The organism is Halioglobus sp. Uisw_031, from assembly GCF_047729875.1.
GTDB lineage: Bacteria > Pseudomonadota > Gammaproteobacteria > Pseudomonadales > Halieaceae > Marimicrobium.
On the sequence record NZ_CP159826.1, the window covers coordinates 2,998,113 to 3,017,816 of the forward strand.

21 protein-coding genes are annotated in these 19,704 nt (G+C 53.6%); all 21 read right to left on the minus strand.

What is annotated here, in order from left to right:
• Nucleotides 1-30 precede the first annotated feature (30 nt).
• A complete protein-coding gene (locus ABXT62_RS13520; RefSeq protein WP_415355807.1) occupies nt 31-588 on the minus strand; it encodes a hypothetical protein in 558 nt (185 codons plus the stop codon).
• Nucleotides 585-1,145 carry a type II secretion system protein GspM gene (gene gspM, locus ABXT62_RS13525; RefSeq protein WP_415355808.1) on the minus strand — a complete coding sequence of 187 codons (561 nt, stop codon included), beginning with the start codon at nt 1,143-1,145 and terminating at the stop codon, nt 585-587. The genes ABXT62_RS13520 and gspM overlap by 4 nt, the downstream gene beginning before the upstream one ends.
• Nucleotides 1,142-2,158, minus strand: a complete 1,017-nt coding sequence (locus ABXT62_RS13530; protein ID WP_415355809.1) for a hypothetical protein — start codon at nt 2,156-2,158, stop codon at nt 1,142-1,144. The genes gspM and ABXT62_RS13530 overlap by 4 nt, the downstream gene beginning before the upstream one ends.
• The gene (locus tag ABXT62_RS13535; RefSeq protein WP_415355810.1) at nt 2,158-3,069 is read right to left on the minus strand and encodes a helix-hairpin-helix domain-containing protein; all 912 of its coding nucleotides are present in this window, start codon (nt 3,067-3,069) and stop codon (nt 2,158-2,160) included. The genes ABXT62_RS13530 and ABXT62_RS13535 overlap by 1 nt, the downstream gene beginning before the upstream one ends.
• 2 nt (nt 3,070-3,071) lie before the next feature.
• The gene (locus tag ABXT62_RS13540) at nt 3,072-3,683 is read right to left on the minus strand and encodes a type II secretion system protein J (protein WP_415355811.1); all 612 of its coding nucleotides are present in this window, start codon (nt 3,681-3,683) and stop codon (nt 3,072-3,074) included.
• Nucleotides 3,680-4,078: a type II secretion system protein gene (locus tag ABXT62_RS13545; protein WP_415355812.1), complete on the minus strand. Its 399-nt coding sequence runs from the start codon at nt 4,076-4,078 to the stop codon at nt 3,680-3,682. The genes ABXT62_RS13540 and ABXT62_RS13545 overlap by 4 nt, the downstream gene beginning before the upstream one ends.
• Complete coding sequence (locus ABXT62_RS13550; RefSeq protein WP_415355813.1) at nt 4,065-4,544, minus strand: Tfp pilus assembly protein FimT/FimU; 480 nt, start codon at nt 4,542-4,544, stop codon at nt 4,065-4,067. Before ABXT62_RS13550 ends, ABXT62_RS13545 begins: the two co-directional genes overlap by 14 nt.
• 42 nt (nt 4,545-4,586) lie before the next feature.
• Nucleotides 4,587-5,021, minus strand: a complete 435-nt coding sequence (gspG, locus tag ABXT62_RS13555) for a type II secretion system major pseudopilin GspG (RefSeq protein WP_415355814.1) — start codon at nt 5,019-5,021, stop codon at nt 4,587-4,589.
• 71 nt (nt 5,022-5,092) lie between these two features.
• Entirely contained in the window at nt 5,093-6,304 is a 1,212-nt protein-coding gene (locus tag ABXT62_RS13560) for a type II secretion system F family protein (protein WP_415355815.1), read from the minus strand.
• Nucleotides 6,305-6,313: 9 nt separating this feature from the next.
• Entirely contained in the window at nt 6,314-8,056 is a 1,743-nt protein-coding gene (locus ABXT62_RS13565; RefSeq protein WP_415355816.1) for a GspE/PulE family protein, read from the minus strand.
• A gap of 157 nt (nt 8,057-8,213) precedes the next feature.
• Nucleotides 8,214-9,416, minus strand: coding sequence for an acetyl-CoA C-acyltransferase (locus tag ABXT62_RS13570; RefSeq protein WP_415355817.1), 1,203 nt, complete (start codon nt 9,414-9,416; stop codon nt 8,214-8,216).
• A gap of 58 nt (nt 9,417-9,474) precedes the next feature.
• A complete protein-coding gene (locus ABXT62_RS13575) occupies nt 9,475-10,266 on the minus strand; it encodes an SDR family oxidoreductase (RefSeq protein ID WP_415355818.1) in 792 nt (263 codons plus the stop codon).
• 19 nt (nt 10,267-10,285) lie between these two features.
• Entirely contained in the window at nt 10,286-11,488 is a 1,203-nt protein-coding gene (locus ABXT62_RS13580) for an acyl-CoA dehydrogenase family protein (RefSeq protein ID WP_415355819.1), read from the minus strand.
• On the minus strand, nt 11,485-12,657 hold the full coding sequence (locus ABXT62_RS13585) for an acyl-CoA dehydrogenase family protein (RefSeq protein ID WP_415355820.1): 1,173 nt from the start codon (nt 12,655-12,657) through the stop codon (nt 11,485-11,487). Before ABXT62_RS13585 ends, ABXT62_RS13580 begins: the two co-directional genes overlap by 4 nt.
• Nucleotides 12,658-12,681: 24 nt before the next feature.
• Nucleotides 12,682-13,569, minus strand: coding sequence for an SDR family oxidoreductase (locus ABXT62_RS13590; RefSeq protein WP_415355821.1), 888 nt, complete (start codon nt 13,567-13,569; stop codon nt 12,682-12,684).
• A gap of 67 nt (nt 13,570-13,636) precedes the next feature.
• Complete coding sequence (locus ABXT62_RS13595) at nt 13,637-14,785, minus strand: acetyl-CoA C-acetyltransferase (RefSeq protein ID WP_415355822.1); 1,149 nt, start codon at nt 14,783-14,785, stop codon at nt 13,637-13,639.
• 17 nt (nt 14,786-14,802) lie between these two features.
• Nucleotides 14,803-15,849 (minus strand): acyl-CoA dehydrogenase family protein, encoded by a 1,047-nt coding sequence (locus tag ABXT62_RS13600; protein ID WP_415355823.1) that lies wholly within the window; start codon nt 15,847-15,849, stop codon nt 14,803-14,805.
• 3 nt (nt 15,850-15,852) lie between these two features.
• Complete coding sequence (locus tag ABXT62_RS13605) at nt 15,853-17,016, minus strand: acyl-CoA dehydrogenase family protein (protein WP_415355824.1); 1,164 nt, start codon at nt 17,014-17,016, stop codon at nt 15,853-15,855.
• A 15-nt stretch (nt 17,017-17,031) separates the two neighbouring features.
• Nucleotides 17,032-17,790: an enoyl-CoA hydratase family protein gene (locus ABXT62_RS13610; RefSeq protein ID WP_415355825.1), complete on the minus strand. Its 759-nt coding sequence runs from the start codon at nt 17,788-17,790 to the stop codon at nt 17,032-17,034.
• A 4-nt stretch (nt 17,791-17,794) separates the two neighbouring features.
• Nucleotides 17,795-18,874: an NAD(P)H-dependent flavin oxidoreductase gene (locus ABXT62_RS13615; RefSeq protein ID WP_415355826.1), complete on the minus strand. Its 1,080-nt coding sequence runs from the start codon at nt 18,872-18,874 to the stop codon at nt 17,795-17,797.
• A gap of 15 nt (nt 18,875-18,889) precedes the next feature.
• A complete protein-coding gene (locus ABXT62_RS13620; protein WP_415355827.1) occupies nt 18,890-19,690 on the minus strand; it encodes a CoA-transferase subunit beta in 801 nt (266 codons plus the stop codon).
• Nucleotides 19,691-19,704 lie beyond the last annotated feature (14 nt).

The window sequence follows — 19,704 nt, forward strand, 5'->3', positions numbered from 1 at the left end:
GGATTGTTGTAGTGTTAGTAACCGCGCCGCTCACGGCTTTTTAGCCTTATCGGCTGATATAATAATGGAGGCGGGCTGCAGCACTAGGGTTTCCTGCCGCGAACCTGAGGAAAACACGGCCTCATTGACGCCGACTGATTCCAGCGTCCATTCGTCTAATATTTCTCCGATACCCAGGCGCTGTGTTTTGCCCTTCGAAGTGGCGATAATGCCGACAGAATCGCCAGTGCCGAATAATCCGACCAATTTAAAGCCTTTGAATTGTGCGGGTTTAGGGCTCTCGGCCGCCGAAACACTCGAGGCCACAAAAGGACGTCGAGCGGCCCACAGCAATGGTCTGTCACGAATTTCGTTACTCTGTTGCGACGTTATCGTTTTGCGGGGCTGTGAGCTCGCCACTTGCAGTGAATCTGCTGCCGGCAAGACCACATCGGGCGTTGATAAAAGCGCAAGATATGCACCACCGTATACCAGCTGCAGGATCAACAGCAAACCAAGCAGTAATATAACGAATTCAATTCGACGCTCCGCTAGCAGCGGGTTCACCCTGACCCGGTACCGGTCTCTCACCGAATGCCATCGCATCATAGTATCGCTCTGAGTGCGAGCAACTGCAGGCTCACGACCACAATCTGTTCCTTGGCACCTGAGCGGCCAGACCGGAGCGGTCTCATTTCCAGAGACTCAACCAACAGCAGGGGCCTGAATTTGGCGATATCAGTCAGCGCGGCATCCACCCCAGATATATCACCCTGCACGCTAAGGTTTATATTGATATGATCAAAATGTTCTTGTTCGCGCAGCGGAAGCACTTGGCTATTGCTGACAGTGAGTCCGGCATCCGAAAAAATCTGCCTAATATCACTTTGTAATGTCGTCGACACCGACGCTGTGTCACCCGTAGCAGGATACACCAGCGTTGACACTTGCCTACTCGCCAGATTAGAAGCGTGACGAAGTTCATCTTCATGTTCAATGAGCCCATACTGACGAGCAATGCGTGGTATTAACTGATCAATGTTGGACTGGTAATCACGGTGCAAACCCCACAATCCAAATAAGGTGTTAACGTAAAATACCACTGGCAACAGCAAAGTAAGCCCGCAAATCCAAGCGCTACGACGGTGCGACCGCAGCCATATCATTGTAGTGGCGCCTCGCGAAGACGAATATTCAGGTAGAAATTCTCACCCTCAGAACCTCTAACCCGGGTAATGGCACGAGGCGCAGTGACCTCTGCGTACTCAGGCTGGCCGGCTAAACGCTGCATAATAGAGGCGGCATCCGCTGCACCACCTTGCAAATTCACATCAAGACCTTTAATGGTAAATCTTTGAATAAACTCGCCATCCTTCAGCAAATGCGTCAGGCGACTAATTTCAATGTGCGGATTTGGGTAAGCCATTGCTATTTCGTTCGCAGAGACAATCATCTCGTTGGCCAGCCCGAGAGAGGAACGCAAGCGCGCTGCATCCTGAGATTCTATCTCGGTGGTTGCTGCCATTTCTTCCACTCGCTTCAACTCCAACGCCTTAAGGCCTGCGGCGACTCCAACGATTGACGCTATCAACAGTGCCGCAACAGCCACCATCGCGGCTACTCGTAACAGACGTTTTTTATAGTTCCCCTCGCGCAGACCTTCACCAAAGCCTCGTATCACCACCATTTCACCATCGATCTGCGCCCATACCTCCTGTTGGCGGGGATCGTGAGCGTCAAACTTTGACACGAGATAAGCCATCGCAGAACTCTTTGAGGCAATCGCTAACGCGACTCCAATCTTCGACTCATCCCTGTAAGCAATGTGCCAGCCATAACTGGTGTCATCAGCCGAAAATGGGCTATGCGCGCTGCACTCCAATGCCAGTACCGCCTCAAGGTCTTCCTCTACCGCCGCCGGCAGGTCCAGCCTTTTCGATAATACTAGCGCCTCCGGCAGCAGTATCGCAGAGTATATAGTTCCCGTGGCATCGCTACGTTTTCCTGCCTGGTAGTAGACCTCACTGCGCTCACGACGCAAACAAACAACGTCATCAAAACGCTGACGGATCGGAGAGTCGTGCCCCCACAGTAGGCTGCGCCAAGCACCCAGCCAGTGTCGGCCGAGGTTGCGCATATCATAGCCAAACAGCTCCCACTTTTGGGCTGATTCAAGCATCAAAGAACCTCATTTGACCGTTCATAGACCCGCGGTGGCTCAGTGCGCACTGTCTGCCAGGGCAGCACAGACCCGACTCCAGCGCCAACCGATATCCACCTTCGGCGCAACCATGTCTGGTCGCCATACTTCACCAAAGCATCGGCCCGGTAAGACCCTGACAGCGAAAGCGTATTGCCCGGTCGCCTACCGTCAACGTTGGACCCGACCGGCATTTCAGGGCGACGAGCAAGCCCATTCAATTCTCCTGAGTTTGTTTGATCGGCAACCGGCAACATTGCTGCGAGTAACGCTTCCCAATCTGCACCAGCGTCATCGGTCTCCTGCGCCGCAACAAAATCTCTGACCGCTTCAAATATCGTCCGGTTCATCCCATCTACGCGAAGCAAATCTTCCGTCTCTCGAAACGCGCCACCTGTGGCGCGCCACTTTACCACATTCTCTGCCAGAGTATTTGCCTCTCCCTCTGGCACCTGCGCCAGCATCACAAAGAGAGAAGCCAATGCCGCCTGGGGTGCCTTATTCACGTCAAGAAGGTCTGCGGCGGGAAACAGCATGACTAAAACCTCGGAATTCCCTAAGTCATAAACCCCTGACAAAAGACTCTGCTCATCCGCAGCCGGGACTTGTGCAAGCAATCGTTCAGCTAGCATCAACTGAATCGCACCATCTGCGGCAGCCACCGCTTTAGCCCTCGCCACATGCAGCTGAGCCATCTGAGTATCCACTCTGGCATGCGATACAATGCCAGCCACCAGCAGCGACATGCCCGCGATGAACCATACGACAATAGCCAGCGCAACACCCTTCTGGCCTCCCATTGAAGTATTTAGCCGCAGAGCCTGTAATGAAATGGCTGGATTTTTGGCCGTGTGACATCCAATACAGACTTCACTGTTTAGCTCAGCCATGGCTACTGTTTTACCTGTACTATGAGGTCTGGCCAATTTCGCCCTGCCGCCTTCACGCTTAACTTCACTGCAGCAGGCCTGCTGTTATCAGTGCGCGTGTTCTCTACCCAATCCTTGCCATAGCTCTCGCGCGTCAACACTGTAAACTCTTCCAATTGGGTGATCATCACCCGTGAGGGTTTGTCCTTCCAGTCTTTCGGCGTCGTGCCGCCATTTTTTTCCTGCCAACGAAGGACTAGTTGATCATCTTCTTTTGCGACCCTGACGCTGTACGTGCCACCATAACGCTCGCCGAACAGCACCGTTGCGTCCAACTCCAAGAAACCATTGCCGCTAATAAAATAACTTTGATCCGCGGTAGAACCACCTAGTGTTAGCTTATTAGGATCGGTGCCGCTCGATGCTGACGCCAACAGGTCGCGCAAAAAAATACTGACACTACGCACCTCATCCACACGGTTTGTCATTCTTTCGATCGCGCTTTGAGTATTTGCCAACGTGCGCAGTCCGGTGACGGTGGCCATCATTACCAGTGACAGTATCGTCAGCGCGACCATGACCTCCACCAGAGTAAAACCTTCTGCGCCATCCGTTGCGCGCACCTCACGTGTCACGGCACATACCCCCCGACGACAGAGTTCAACACGACTTCGCGCCGCTTACCGCCATCACTCCAGCTCACCCCCACTTTAATTTCATGCAAAACAGGTACAGTGGAACCTCTCCCTATAGCGATAGGCACTGTCGTCACATACCAATCAAAACCTCCATCAGCTTCTCCAGTAGCATTGACGCCCGACGCAGGTACACTGCCATTATCTGCCAGCAGAGAACGGGCGAGCTCGACGCCGTAAGCGTATTTTTCATCGACGCGCACATTGCGGGTGGCACCACCCGCGGCCTGATACAAAGCGCCCAGGGCAAGGGCCAGGATAGAAATCGCCACAACCATTTCCAGCAGCGAAAAACCGGCAGATGACGTTACGCGCCTAGCGCTATTCAAACGCATACTTTTCCTGTGTGACGCGACCCACCAGCCAATCCACTGTGATTTTTACACCAGATCCGTTCGGCTGTGCTATTTCGACGTCACCACCACTAGAACCTCCCTCTGGATAGAAGCGAAAAACACCCTCACCATCCCGATTAACCTCGCGCGCAGCATGCACTACAATTCTGAAGGTCTCAGGCAGTTGCGTTGTGCGCCCATTCAGTCGCACGACATTGGTTTGGGGGTTTATCGAGACGTCTTGCGTCTTACCACTGTTAACCGCTTTATAGCGCGCCGATAACAGCGTAGTAATCACATCTCGAGTCGCCTGTCGGTACTGCATCGACTCATAAAACCGGACAGACGCAGGAATCGACGCGGCCATCACTAGGCCAACAATGGTAATGGCGACGAGCAACTCTACTATAGTGAAGCCAGAATAATTTTTTTGCCGGCTCACTGCCGCAGGCGACACTGCATTCATAACTGCGTCCGCTATAAGCGATTGACTACCCGTTGAAGAAATTCAGTTCCAGTTAACGACATCGGAATCTTCCCCCTCCCCCCCCTCAGAACCATCTTGGCCATAGCTATAAATGTCCATCTCTGCATGCTCGCCAGGGTACTTGTAATTATATTCCTGCTTCCATGGATCCAGCGGCACAGCAGACTTCAGATAAGGCCCATTCCAGCCCACGACGCCAGATGGCTTTTGCATCAACGCGTTCAGACCCTGCTCAGTAGTCGGGAAACGGCCCACATCCAATTTATACATCTCCAGAGACTGCTCCAAATCCTTGATTTGGATCGCCGTCGTTTTCGTTTTAGCGCCGCCCAGCTGATTCAATACTTGAGGTCCCACCAGACTCATAAGCAAACCCAGAATAGCCAACACAACCAGTAATTCCATCAAGGTAAAACCGCCTTGAGCTGTCAACTTGTTCCTGGCTTCGCTAAACATGCGTATTATTTCCTCTTATAAATTGAATAAAAAACGTACTGCTAGACATCAACAATGAATATGTCTACTGCTCAAACGGCAAGATCGTTGACTGACAGAATACCCATCAAAATCGCGATAATAATAACCGCTATGACAAAACCCATACCTAAGATTAACACCGGCTCCAACAATGCGAGACCACGCTTCACACCGGACTGCACGTGACTATCAAACACGGTAGCCAGCTCCAGCATCATTTGATCCAAGCTGCCCGACTCTTCACCAACACGGATCATCTGAATCACCATAGGCGTGAACATGTTGGTCTCTTCCAGCGCAACCGACATACGCTTACCTGCTTTTACGGCCGGCGGCAAAACCTCAAGCGCGTTTTTAATCACTTTATTATCCACTGTGCCAATGGCAATTGAAATGGCTTTTAAGAGTGATACTCCATTGCCGATAAGCGTGCCGGCGGTCCGCGCAAACTTAGACACCTCGAACTCGAAGATAATTCCACCCGCCAAAGGCAATTTTAACATCCTCCGGTGCAGGCTGATTTTACCCTTTTCCGTACTCGACCACTTACGCAAATATGCGGCTGCCGCCACGAGCAGCACCAAGACAATCAGGCCATAGCTTTTGATGAAATCTGCACTGCTTATGACCATTTGCGTGACCATAGGCAGGGCATCGCCCATATCATCAAACAGCGTCTCAAACTGAGGCACTACAAAACCCAGCATAATCACAATCGACAGCACCGACACTACCGCGAGAATCGCCGGGTATATCAGCGCCGAAATCACTGTATCGCGGTTTTCTTTAGCATTCTCCAGGTACTCCACTAAACGATTCAACACCTCCGCTAACTGCCCGCTGGCCTCTCCGGCACGAACCATACTGAGGTAGAACGTACCGAAGACCTGTTGATAAGGCTGCATCGCTTGGCTCAGCGCCTTACCACTCTTGACCGCTTTGAGTAAGTCATTCAGCAATTCGTTCATCTGGGGTTGAGCGGCCATATCAATCAATACCCTCAGTGCCCTGTCCAGCGGCAGGCCCGCCCGCAACAGCACCGCCAACTCGCTGGTCATCGAAAGGATGTCCTGTCGACCCGGTGGCTTTCCACTAATCTTATCACCCGCAAGCCCATCAGCAGAGGAGCCTGCTTCAAGCTTTAGCAGGGTCAAACCCTGACCACGCAACTGTCTCGACGCGAGCTCTAGACCGTCAGCATCGATGATTCCATTGCGTGATTTACCGTCCTGACCTATCGCTTTATAACTGAACTGAGGCATAAGCGCGTCTTATATCGACATGAATTCGGCTGCAGGAACCACAGCCTGTGATTCCAGCGGTGCTGCATCGGCCTCGCTCTGATCTCGCGTAACCCGCAGCACCTCCTCCATAGACGTGACGCCCTCCAATACCTTACGTAAACCGTCTTCATAGAGAGTCGTCATACCCTGCTCCCTCGCTGCAGCATGCAATACGGTCGCGTCAGCCCCACTCATTATGGCCCCGTGCATTGCGTCATCGAGCACAAACAGCTCATGAATACCGGTACGTCCCGAGTAACCCGTTTTCATACAGGATTCACAGCCAACGGCCTGATAGACGGTACAATTGTTCCCCGTGACATAGGGACGCAGACCGGTCTGGTCGATAGACGCGTTATCGAGTTCTACCGGCTCCTTGCACTCTTCACACAGCGAACGTACCAACCGCTGAGCCAGCACTCCGTTAACGGATGACGTAATTAAGTAGCGTTCAACACCCATATCCTCAAGGCGTGTAATAGCACTGGCCGCCGTATTAGTGTGCAAAGTAGACAGCACCATGTGTCCCGTAAGGGCGGACTGCACGCCAATTTTTGCGGTCTCTGTATCACGCATCTCACCGATCATAATAATGTCTGGATCCTGTCGCAGGATGGCACGCAGCGCCCGCGAAAAATCCAGCTCAATCTGCGACTGCACCTGAATCTGATTGACTCCCTGCAACTGGTATTCCACCGGATCTTCTACTGTAATAATTTTTAACGACTCTGAATCGAGAGATGCCAGAGAGGCGTAGAGGGTGGTTGTTTTGCCAGAGCCGGTAGGCCCCGTAACCAACAAGACGCCATGTGGCCGAGCCAGCAAGTCACTGTAGCGTCGCAAGTTATGATCACTAAACCCCATAACGGACAGGCGCAACTTGATACTCTCCCTATCCAACACCCGCATCACGATACTTTCACCGTGTACCGTAGGAATAGTGGAAACCCGCAGATCTAGCTCATGCCCTTTCACCCTGGTCATGATGCGACCATCCTGAGGCAAGCGCCGCTCAGCGATGTTCATCTGGGACAGCAACTTGATGCGCGAGGCAATGGCGGCCGCCAGATTTCCTGCTGGCGGATCAGGGTAATGCTGCAATACACCATCAACGCGGTAGCGTAAATGCAAGCCATCTTCGAACGGCTCAATATGGATATCCGACGCCTTCATATCCAGCGCACGGTGGATAATCTGGTTCACCAAGCGAATAACCGGCGCTTCACTGGCCAGGTCTTTCAGATGCTCAATAAAATCGTCATCGCTCTGACCACTAAAGTGATCATCGAGTGACTCTTCCTGATCGTCCTCGCGCTTGACGTAGTTCTGCAAGGCCTTGCTGATGTCGCTCTCAAGGCCAAGCGCCATAAACACGGTGTTGTCCAACGCCATAGCAAGCGCTTTGTCCAAAAAAGGGTCCTGGGGTACAGATGCCGCAAACGTAATACCAGCATCAGTCACCGCCACCGGCACAACATTGTTGCTAAGCAGGAAGTCTTGCGCAAGGTTTGCCAGAGGGATGGGTTCTTGCGGAAAGTCCGCCGAAGCCAACAAGGGAATATCGAGCTGCTGACTCAAGGCAACCGCCACATCCTGATCCGAAACCAGCCCCAGCTTTACCAGAACCTGGCCAAATAAATCGCCCATTTCTATCTGGGCGAGCAGGGTTCTCTCGACATCACGCTCGGAGAGCTTGCCTTGCTCTATCAGCAGTTCTCCCAGTTTTTTCATAAACCACTCAATCTCAGGCGAATATATAGAGAAGATTACTGCCGAAGACAGCGGCGCACGCAACATTTCGACTGCGCAAGTGTAGCACAACTCGTCTCGGTGTATGTGTCAGGGAATCTAAAGACAACCTAGGACATGTGACCGAGAGCGTATCGAATCAGGCAACCTCGAACAGCCCGGCAGCCCCCATGCCACCCCCGATACACATGGTGACCACAACATACTTCGCACCTCGACGCTTGCCCTCCAGCAGCGCGTGACCCACCATCCGCGCGCCACTCATACCAAACGGATGGCCAATAGAAATGGAACCCCCGTTAATATTTAACTTGTCGTTGTCGATCCCTAAATAGTCGCGACTATAGATCACCTGGCAAGCGAACGCTTCATTCAATTCCCATAGATCAATGTCGTTGACGCTAAGTCCGTGACGCTGCAGCAGTTTGGGTACCGCAAACACCGGACCAATCCCCATCTCGTCCGACTTACATCCAGCGACTGCAACACCGCGATAAATCCCCAGCGGCGCCAGGCCTTTCTGTGAAGCCAGCTTGGCATCCATCACCACACAAGCGGAGGCGCCGTCTGAGAGCTGCGAAGAGTTACCCGCCGTAATGAACCGTCCCTCTTTTACCCACTGGCCATCCTTGAATACAGGCTCCAGAGCGGTGAGACTTTCCAGTGTAGTGCCAGGACGATTACAGTCATCTCTACCTACCACCGCCGCCTGATAGCTGGTCTCTCTTGTTTCCTTATTGAACATAGCCATCGTGGTGTTCATTGACACGATCTCATCATCAAACAGACCCGCGTTCTGCGCAGCAGCCGTGCGCTGCTGACTTTGCAAAGCGTAGATATCCTGATCTTCACGACTGATATGATAGCGTTCGGACACCACTTCAGCAGTCTCCAGCATTGGCATATATGCGCTAGGATCCAAGGCGTTGACTGCCTGTGACACATTTCTATACGCATTCTTATGCTTAGTTTGCACCAGTGATATAGACTCGACGCCACCGGCAACAGCAATATCATACTCATTGCACATAATGCTCTTGGCCGCGGCGGCGATCGACATTAGGCCAGAGGAACACTGACGCTCAATCGCCATGCCGGCAACCGAATCGGGGAGGCCTCCCGCGATGCCGCTAAGACGTCCGATATTATAGCTCTGGGTGCCCTGTTGGGCCGCCGCACCAAAAATGCAATCGTCCACCTCTGCCGGGTCAATGCCGGCTCTCTCGACGGCCGCACGAACCACATGGCCGCCCATGGCAGGCGCCTCGGTATCATTGAAACCACCACGGAATGATTTGGCCAGACCGGTTCTTGCGGTGGACACTATGACGGCTTCTCTCATATCGACTCTCCTGACCCTGCATTCACTCTTCTATCGAATTTCTTCAACCACGCACTCATCAGCCACGCTGACTTGACACCGGCACAATCTCCCCGGTCATATAGCTCGAATAGTCCGACGCTAAAAACATCATCACATTGGCGACCTCCCATGCCTCCGCAGCACGCCCATAGGCTTCTTTAGCCTCAAGCTCAGCCAGTAATTCTTCCGAAGCAGACTTGCGTAACATTGGGTGCAGCACAATGGACGGCGCAACGGCATTGATGCGCACATTAAACTCAGCAGCCTCCAATGCAGCACAACGGGTCAATGCCATCACTCCGGCCTTGGCAGCGGCATAGTGCGACTGCTCTTTTTGTGCACGCCAGCCCAGCACAGAGGCATTATTGACAATGACACCGCCTTGCCCGCGGGCTTTCATAACCTTCATCATATAGCGCGTCATACGCATGGTACCGTTGAGTGTCACATCAATGACCCGGTTCCACTCATCATCTTCCATTTCTATCAATAATTTTGAGCTACCCAGACCCGCATTGTTAATCAGGATATCGACGCCGCCCATCTTTTCTTCAGCGAAATCCACCAGCGAGCGCACATCTTCTTCCACAGCCACGTTGCCCATCTTGCCGTAGACTTCGGCAAGACCGGACTCTTGCTTGAGCTTTTCAACCGCTGCCGCCAGACGCCCTTCATGAATATCACTGAGCACAATGGCGCGAGCGCCCTCTTCTGCAGCCTTGGTGGCAGCAGAAAAGCCGATTCCAGCACCCGCTGCAGCCGTTATCAGGACGGATTTTCCCTTGATGAGGTCATGACCCTGTACGTATTCAGGTGATTTCAAATTCATAATGAGTCCTTTTAACCGGTTACTTGACCGCGCCTTTGGGTTCTTTGGGCATACCCAAACCCCGCTCGGCAATGATGTTACGTTGAATCTGATTAGTGCCACCATAGATTGTGTCAGCGCGGACGAACAGATACATGGACTGTAAGCGACTTAAGCCGTAAGGCGCGTCCTCAAGAATCTCACACTCAGGACCCAGTACATCCATTGCCAGCTCGCCCAGGCTGCGGTGCCAGGTGGACCAGAATAACTTGTAGATAAGGGCTTCTTTTTGCAGCCCACCGTCGCTGCCACTTTGGCCAGATAAAATACGCATGGAGTTATAGCGCATAATTTTTAGCTCTGCATGCGTCTGCGCAATACGCTGGCGAATAGCCGGGTCCTGTGCGGCGCCGTTGCTTTTGGCGACACTAATAACCTCATCCAATTCATTTTGAAACTGCATCTGCTGGCCAAGAGTTGACACCCCCCGTTCAAAACCGAGCAGGCCCATAGCCACTTTCCAGCCCTCGCCAGGTGCGCCGACAATATCATCTGCTTCACACTGCGCCTCATCGAAGAACACTTCATTGAATTCTGAAGTACCCGTTATTTGCTCTATCGGGCGCACCTCAATACCGGGCTGATCCATCTTTATCAGGAAAAATCCCAGGCCTTTGTGTGCCACAGAATTAAGGTCGGTACGAGCGATAACAAAACAATAGTCAGATTCATGGGCTAGAGAGGTCCAGACCTTTTGCCCATTAATAATCCACTTATTATGTTCTTCATCAAAACGCGCCTTGGTCTTGACGTTAGCCAAATCCGATCCTGCACTGGGCTCAGAATAACCCTGACACCATAGTTCAGTGCCAGCAACGATGCCGGGCAGATACTTCTTTTTCTGCTCCTGCGTACCGAAGGCGATAATGGTAGGGCCAGCCAGACCTTCGCCAATATGTCCCACGCGTCCCGGAGCGCCCGCCCGCGCGTATTCTTCAAAAAAGATCACCTGTTGTTCAATCGAGCAGCCGCGACCACCGTATTCCTGTGACCAACCCACGCAGGTCCAGCCACCCTCAGCCAGTTTCTGCTCCCACACTTTCCGCTCTTCGGGAAACATGTGCTCATCGCCCGGCCCACCGCGAAAGCGCAGCTTCTCAAATTCACCGGTCAGATTGACCTGTAACCAACTGGCAATCTCCTGACGAAACTGCTCGTCTTCGGGACTAAAACTTAATTTCACGATTCCTCTCCCTCATCCAGAAGCATACGGGCCAAACGTTCACGATGAAAAACACCGTTGCCCAGAAAATGCTCAGAGGATTTTGCACGTTTCAAATATAGATGGACGTCGTATTCCCAGGTAAAACCCACGCCTCCAAACAATTGCAGGGCGTCACCAGCGACTGCGAAATAGGCATCGGAACAATAAGACTTGGCGACACTGGCCGCCTCACTGAGCTCCGCTGAGAGTGGGCCGCCCTCCAGCGCTTCTTGGGCGACGCACGCTGCATAATAAATCGCGGAGCGCGCCACCTCAGTTTGCAGCATCATATCGGCGGCCTTGTGCTTCACCGCCTGGTAACTGGCAATAGTGCGATTGAATTGCACCCGCTCACTGGTGTAGGCCACGGTCATATCCAATAGTTGCTGGCAGCCGCCTACCTGCTCCGCCGCCAGTGCGATGGTCGCAAGGTCAATAACCTTAGACAGAGACGTCCAACCTTGGCCCGACTCGCCCATTAAGGCATCTGCCGTGAGACTCACACTTTTCAGTTGCACGGCCGCCTGTTTGCGCGCCTGATCCATAGTCGGCAACCACTGTCGACTGACGCCACTGGTGACTGCCGGCAGCAAAAACAAGCTGATGCCCTCTTCGCCAGTCGTACCCTCGGCCCGGGCCGCTACAATCAGAAGATCAGCAGTGTGTCCATCAATGACGTAGCGGTAATCGCCGTTGAGCACATAGCCATCACCCGCGTGTCGCCAAGTAGCCGTAATGGATTCTGAGTCCCAACGACTTGAGCCGCCATTAAACGCCAGTGTGGCGGTCAACGTGCCTTCGCACAATTGCGCTAGCCAATGCGCCTGTTGCGCCTCACTGCCCGCTACTCGCAACGTATTCCCTGCCAGACAAACGGTGGCAAAAAATGGCGAGCAGAGTAGGGAGCGGCCCATCTGTTCCATCATGGCGACCAGCTCAACATACCCTAGGCCCATCCCTCCATACGCCTCAGGAATATGAATTGCCTGCCAGTACATTTCACTGCAGATACGACTCCATAGTTTCGGCTCGTAACCCTGCTCAGTGCCCATTGCGCGACGCACGGCCGCACTGTCGGACACCTCAGCGAGAAATGCCGCTGCTGTGTCGCGGATCATTTCCTGTTCTTCTGTAAATGCGAAATCCATAATTTCTCCGATCAACTCCTGACCTTAGGTGCCCCAGACTTTCTGAGCCGGCACTTCCTCTGCCAATAATGCCTTCATCGCTGCACCAATTTCGGCGGGTGCCCAGGCCGCACCGCTATCAACACCGGCTGTCGTACGCCAGCCGTCGCAGATGCAAATACGACCGCCCTCGGCTTCAAATACCCGCCCGGTAACAGACTCAGCCTCGGCACTGGCCAGCCACGCCAGCAGGTTAGAGACGTTTTCAGGCGCGAAATGGTCAAAGCTGCCATCCTCTGGCTTGGCCATACGCTCGGCCATCTCCGGCACAGCGCTGGTCATGCCCGTTCGAGCAGAGGGTGCCACTGCATTGGCAGTGATGTTGTAACGGCCAAGTTCTGCAGCTTGATTGAGTGTCAATGCAGCGATCCCCGCCTTAGCAGCGGCATAGTTTGATTGCCCGATGGAGCCCTGCAAGCCTGCACCAGACGTGGTGTTAATAATACGCGCATCGACCGGCTTGCCTTCCTTTGACCGGCCACGCCAATAGTGCACAGCATGAGAGCTGATGCAAAAATGGCCTTTGAGGTGCACTGCCATAATGGTGTCCCACTCTTGCTCGGTCATCGAAGCGAACATGCGGTCACGATTGACGCCGGCGTTATTCAACACGATGTGAAGATCACCATAACTCTCGAGGGCCTGCTTAATCGCGTTGAGGCTATCGTCATAATTTGTGATGTCGCTACTGTTAACAACGGCTTTGCCGCCAGCGGCGATGATTTCGTCCACCACTGACTGGGCAGCCTCCGTATTGATATCGTTCACCACAACGGCGCAGCCTTCGGATGCAAATACCTTTGCGTGCGCCGCACCCAGACCGCCACCAGCGCCGGTGATAATGGCTACCCGGCCTTGTAGAATTCCACTCATCTTTAATATCCTTTATTTACGTCTTGTTGCATCGTGTTATAAAACCGGGTCACGTAGTGCCGTGACCCTACAATCGCTCCAGAATAGTGACGTTAGCCTGACCGCCGCCCTCACACATAGTCTGCAAGCCGTACTTACCGCCCGTGCGCTCCAATTCATGCAGCAATGTCGTCATCAACTTAGTCCCGGAGGCGCCTAGCGGATGTCCCAGTGCTATCGCACCACCGTTCACGTTTGTCTTCTCCATCGGATAACCCATCTCAATCAGCCACGCCATCGGCACCGATGCAAACGCTTCGTTAATTTCTACCAGATCAATGTCCGACAGCTTTATACCGGATTTTTTTATCGCATACTCAGTGGCAGGAATGGGAGCGGTGAGCATCCAGATGGGATCCGCTGCACGTACACTCATGTGCACGATGCGCGCGCGGGGTGTGAGGTTATAACGCTTCAATGCCGCTTCTGATACCACCAGCACCGCCGAGGATCCATCACAGGTCTGACTGGACACCGCTGCCGTGATCGTACCGCCTTCCATCAAGGGTTCCAGTTCCGCCATTTTCTCCATGGAGGTATTGCGCGGAGTCTCATCCATAGCAACACCATTGAGCGGTGCAATTTCACGATCGAAACGGCCTTCCGCAATCGCAGCAAGCGCCAACGTGTGCGAGCGAAGTGCAAACTCTTCCATTTGCTCGCGTGATATCTTCCACTTGTCTGCAATCATTTGTGCTGAGACAAACTGCGAGGGAGGAATGCTCCCGTAGCGCGCAACCCAACCCTGACTCCCTGAAAAGGGATCGCTGAATCCCATAGGCTGCGCCGCGATCATGGCGGACGATATTGGAATCTGTGTCATGGTCTGAACCCCGCCAGCGACGACCACATCATTCACCCCGGCCATAATAGCCTGCGCGGCAAAATGCACCGCCTGTTGTGAAGAACCACACTGGCGATCAATCGTTGTGCCCGGTACCACATCGGAAAGACCCGCGGCCAGCCAAGCGGTGCGAGCAATATCGCCCGCTAAGGGCCCGATAGTATCGACGCAGCCGAACATGACGTCGTCGTACTCATCGTCAGGAATACCATTACGATCGACCAGCGTTTTCAGTACGTGGGCGCCGAGATCAGCACCATGCACATCACTCAGGCCTCCTTTACGGCGGCCTGTTGGTGATCTTACTGCGTCTACTATGTATGCATCTGCCATGTTCATACCCTTCATTTTCAAACGAAAGTGGCGCCAGCACCCAGCACCGCGTCTGTGGCGAAAATACGTTCACCAATCCGTCTTTTGTGAAAGCCCGCGTCACCCCACGTATTGGCGAGTGCCCATGCTTTCTTCATAAAAATATGCAGATCCACTTCCCAGGTGTAACCCATGGCACCGTGGACCTGCACACTGTTTTTGGCTGCCAGATTAGCGGCCTCACACGCGACCAGCTTGGCGTGAGACACGGCATGGGCCGCTACCTCCTGACCCATTGCTACCGCATAAGCTGCGCGATGCGTCGGTGCTTTGGCGTATTCAAGCCGCACGGCGACATTGGCCATATGGTGCTTTACTGCCTGGAAACTTCCGATAGGTTTGCCAAACTGCTGCCGCTCACTGGTGTATTGCACCGAAAGGTCGATCATTCGCTGCGCCAGCCCCAATACCTGAGCAGCACAGCCCAGCGCACCGCGATTGAACGTGCTCGCAATGAGCGTTGCAGCCTGCTCGCCGCTAGCAACCACGGTGGCACCGGTGAGTAGCTCCACGGTGAACAGCTTTCGCGAGGGGTCGACGGATTCGTTGTAACGCAGACTGACCTGATCGGGCGTCGCGGCATAGAGTGTATCGCCCTGCTGAATCAACAGCAGGTCTGCCACATGTGCGTCCTCCACTAACAGATTTTGCTCCAGACCGACAATGACCTTCGCCTCGCCACTGGCCACCTTGGGCAACCACTGCGCGGCCAATTCACCGCCAATGTCATTCAGTAACGGCACAGCAACCATCACGGTATGCACCAATGGTTCAGGCAGTGCCACGTAGCCGCACTCCTGTGCTAGCAGTACAAAGTCTAACGCCGTCATACCAAGGCCGCCGTGCACTTCCGGCACGGTCATGCCGGTCAAACCCAATTCCGCGAGTTGATTCCACAATGCCTCTTCGCGGCCACTGTCAGTCTCCCAACTGGCACGGATACGTTCGGCTGTTACTTCGTTGACCAGAAAATCCCGCACGGACTCCTGAAACAGCAATTGGTCTTCAGAAAATGTAAAATCCATAAATTACCTCGGCATTCCCAGCATTCTTTCGGCGATAATATTGCGCTGCACTTCGTTGGTTCCAGCGTAAATTGGCCCAGACTGTGAGAACAACCAACCGTCCAGCCATGTGCCTACACCGTGCGCATCTGGCGCATGAGGAAGCAATTCTGCCCGCGCACCCAGAATACTCATCGCGGTGGCGTGCATATTTTGATCCAACTCAGACCAGAAAATTTTGTTAGTGGAAGACTCCGCTCCGATCTTGCCGCCCTTATTCAAACGGCAAGCGGTCTGATAGGTCGCAAGGCAGTAGCTCTCTGCATCAAGGTATGCGCCAAGCACCGCATCTTTTACTGCAGGATCACAATCTGCTGACGCGCGATTAGCGCTATATAACTCGACCAGACGACGCGCGGTTTCCTGAAAGCGCGCTGGCGAGCGCAACATCAGGCCGCGTTCGAAGCCTGCTGTTGCCATAGCAACACTCCAGCCCGCACCTTCATCACCAAGGCGATTCTCAACGCCAACTTCAACATTGTCGAAAAATATTTCCGCAAATCCAGGCAGTCCGTCAAGCTGTGGAATCGGACGCACTGTAATGCCAGGGCTGTTCAGCGGCACCAAAATAAAGGTAAGACCGCGATGACGCTCAGACTCTGGGTCGGTGCGAAACATACCGAAACACCAGTCTGCCCAAACGGCACGAGTAGACCAGGTCTTCTGGCCGTTAATAATGTACTTGTCTCCCTCTAGCGTCGCGGTAGTGCGTATTGCCGCCATGTCGGAACCGGCATTAGGCTCCGACCAGGCTTGCGCCCACACCTCCTCGCCGGTGGCCATTTTTGGCAGGATGCGCGCTTTCTGCTCTTCGGTGCCGTACTCCATCAGCGTGGGGCCAAGCAAGAAGATGCCGTTTTGATTGACGCGCAGCGGCGCCCGAATTTTGTAATATTCTTCTTCGAAGATAAGCCACTCAATCAAATCGCAGCCTCGGCCGCCCAGTACCTGCGGCCATGTCACCATACCCCAACGGCCTTTATTCAGCGTTTCTTCCCACGCTCTGTGCTGAATGAAACCCTCCTCAGTATCAAAACTCTGCAGCGACTCAAGCGGGGCGTTGGCCGCGAGCCAGCTGCGCACCTCCTCACGGAAGGCCTGCTGTTGTTCTGTAAATGCAAGATCCATTGTCTAATCCTTCGTCTAGTCCTTAAACGTCACGTCACGTTTTTGTACAAAAGCATCGCGCGACTCCTGAGAGTCATCCATGGTGTAGGCTTCCAACGTAAAGCCCTGTTCCCAGCGATATTTATCCTCGAGATTACCGTCCTCAATGCCGGTGAGTGCCTCCTTAGCCAGTTTCACCATTGCGGGAGATTTCGCTGCAATCTTAGCGGCAATATCGCGCGCACTAGGCAACAGTTCCGCCAACGGCACGACTTTCTCCACAGCGCCTAGTCGATAGGCCTCCTGCGCGTCAATAAACTCTCCGGTAAAGTACATGTAACGTACTTTTTGCACCGGGAACATACGCTGCAGATGCGCGCCTCCGCCCATGGCTCCGCGATCAATCTCCGGAACACCGAAGCGCGCGCAGTCAGAGCAGATAATAATGTCTGCGGCTCCGGCCATACCAATACCCCCGCCGAGCACAAAACTGTGCAGCGCGATAATCACCGGCTTGGGGTTGCGATGGATAGCACGAAAGGTTTCGTAGTTGCCCTTGTTCACATCCACTATTCTCGAGGGATGTGCAGCCAGCTCCTTGATATCCACACCGGCACAAAAGCCTTTGCCTGCAGCACCAATGATAATCACGCGGACATCATCATTGACGCCTAGCGCATCCATCTGAGCCGCTATAGAGAACCAGCCTGCACTGTCAAAAGCATTAACGGGCGGATGATCGAGGATCATCTCCGCGATACCGTTTTCAATGTTCACCTTAAAGGGCTTGGACATAACACTACTCCTGAGAACTTTCAGTCACACGAAGCGACAAAAGGGTAAGGCGTTGCTCGGCCTCAGTAACAATCGAATTCACCAGTTGTTCGCAGCTCAACAGCTCGTCGATCACTCCCGCCACCTGACCGGAGGGCAGCACACCCAATGCCGGCTCGCCGTCAACCATCGCCTTTTGGATAATCATCGGTGCGTTGGCAGACATAATCGCCTGAGCGGCCGTCATGTCATCATCCTTGCCCATTGCAATAGCAGACTGCAACAGACTAAAAAAAGTGGCGCCGGTGTGTTTGCGAAATGCAAGCCCGTTACGCATCGCAATAATCAGCTTGCGCAGGGTGCTGGCCTTCTCCAACTCGGTAAGCAACTCGTTCATAATCATACGCTGTGGTATGCCGTCCATCGCTTTAGAGACAATAACGTTGCCAGGATTTTTACAGTCGACATACCGCTGCAGCGTCTCTCGCGGCACAGGACTTTCATCTGTCATTAAAAAGCGTGTGCCCATCGCAATACCGTCCGCGCCCCACGACAGTGCCGCCAACAGGCCACGACCGTCCTTGAATCCGCCCGCCCCTACCACAGGTACTTTTCCTCCAACGGCATCAACGACCTGTGACAGCAGCAGCGTGGTTGGGATCGGGCCCGTATGGCCGCCCCCTTCTCCACCTTGAACAGTGATCGCGTCAGCGCCCAGTTCTACCGCCTTAATAGCATGCTTTGCCAGGCCCACAGTAGGCATACAAACCACGCCTGCATCCTTCAGCTTATGAATCAGTTCGGGGCCAGGGGAACGAGAATAACTGACCGCTCGCACGCCGTGGCGAATCACCATATCAACAATATCTAACGCATTAGGCTGATACATATGAAAATTGACACCGAAAGGCTTGTCCGTGAGTTCCTTCACTCGCAGAATATCCCGCTCCATTTCGTCGGCAGGGATAGTTGCCCCAGCCAAGAAACCGAAAGCGCCGGCGTTGCAGCTCCCTGCCACCAGTTTCGGATCGGCCACCCAGCCCATCGCGGTTTGAACAATGGGATAACGACAGCCCAAAAGTGTGGTTAAGCGCGTCTCAAACATGCCTGTTGCCTCGTGTCAGGAACGGTTTCCCGGGGGATTGTCTAGTATCTGATGTGCCCGCTGGTTATGCGGGTCCAGAGCCATAATGATATCCAGCTGCTCCTGCGTCGGCGCCTCAGTCGTTAGCACTTCTGCGGGAATGTGTACTGGATAACCGGTATTGTGTTGCACCTCTTCTACGGTGACACCAGGGTGCAATGACACCAATTGGATCTGATGATCCGGACCACCAAAGTCCATCACACACAAGTTGGTAATCACCAACCGGATATCAATATCGTCCAGGCTGTGCCCCTTGGGAAGCCGCGCTGGGTTATAGCCAACGGACGATACAAAGTCGCACTCTCCTTCTTTGAACACACGGGTATTGTGTCCGGGTATAAAAAAACTGTTCGGGTGAGAGATTGAGTTTCCCGGAAAACCTCGAGCACCCAGCATCATGGTCTTCGGCTTATCATAACTACCGCCTAACGCGGAAGTGTTGGATTGACCAAACTTGTCAATCTGGGTCGGGCCGAGCATGGCGTGCCGCTTGCGGCTCCACACGTTGTCGAAGATGCGCGAAAAGCCCATCCAGCTCTCGGTGGAGGGCACGAAGTCCGCCGCACGACTGCCGATCGGATTCGGTTCACTCAACATCCACGCTTCCGAGTCAGTCATCATTAGATCGGGGTTGGTGGTCTTCATGGCAAGGCTTGCCGCTAGGCGAGGAACTACACCAATGCCGGTGCCCAAAACTTCACCCTCATCGGCAAAGGACTTACTGGCGGCGACAATGCAAAGTTCGGCCAGGGTGTATTCAGCTGCTGCTGTCATTACGTCTCTCTCCT